We start from the raw sequence: 853 nt of genomic DNA on the forward strand, positions 1-853 counted from the left end.
CGAGCATACGCGCCTGGTTCAGGGCATCGGCCATCTGACGCAAAAGGGGCTCATTTTGAACAAGTACAACCAGCGCGCGGGATTCGGCCTTGTCAAGTCGGCTCCGGACGCGTGCAGCGTTCTCCGGGTCTTGCAAGTATAGGCTTCGATCTGGATCAAGCCACACGAGGCCTTCGGCGCCGAGTCCAAGTTTCGTGTCGATTAGAACGGCTTGGGCGGTTGCTTGAGCCAGATCTGAAGTCTCGCCGCCACCGGCACCGGCTGTCGCCGCGCCAAAAATGAGCCGTTCAGCTGCCCGGCCGGCAAGGATATATGTAATTTGGCTTTCCCAGTCCGAAATTAGGCCCTGCTGAGGTGTCGAGTGAAGCCAGGCGCCGCCGCCATCGCGGGTGATGGCCAGCCTTCTAACCCGGCCGAGGCCGAGATACTTAAAAACGATTGCATGACCGCATTCGTGCACTGCTATCCGACTATCTAACGCCGGATTGCGATCTTCGAAACCGAATTGAGTTAGGAGATCGACGGGTTCCACGGCGCGGCCCCTTTGCCGGGCGTGCGTCCGCGCTACACGCAGAGCCCCATCGATGTCGGCAGCACTAGCGCCTGCAGCCGCGCTGGTCAGGCGAGTAAGATCAATCTCTGGGACATGGCAACCAAGACCATCTCGTAACATTCGTCTTATTGCTACATTACCAGGCAAGGGCACTTCAACTATGACGTCGAACCTAGGCCCGGACGTATACCGCCCGCGATGCGCACAGCCGCATGTGCGCGACCTTCACCCGCATCGGCTTGCCGGCGATCTCCACATCCTCATGGCTCCAGTCGAACTGGTAGGCCTCGCCCGGCTTGA

General features: G+C 59.7%; 1 pseudogene. It reads right to left on the reverse strand.

Annotated features, from left to right (window positions below):
* Positions 1–532: pseudogene (locus FQ320_RS25295) on the reverse strand (AAA family ATPase); the annotation flags it as partial.
* Positions 533–853 lie beyond the last annotated feature (321 nt).

The sequence above is a fragment of the Oceaniovalibus sp. ACAM 378 genome, assembly GCF_008085915.1.
GTDB lineage: Bacteria > Pseudomonadota > Alphaproteobacteria > Rhodobacterales > Rhodobacteraceae > Oceaniglobus.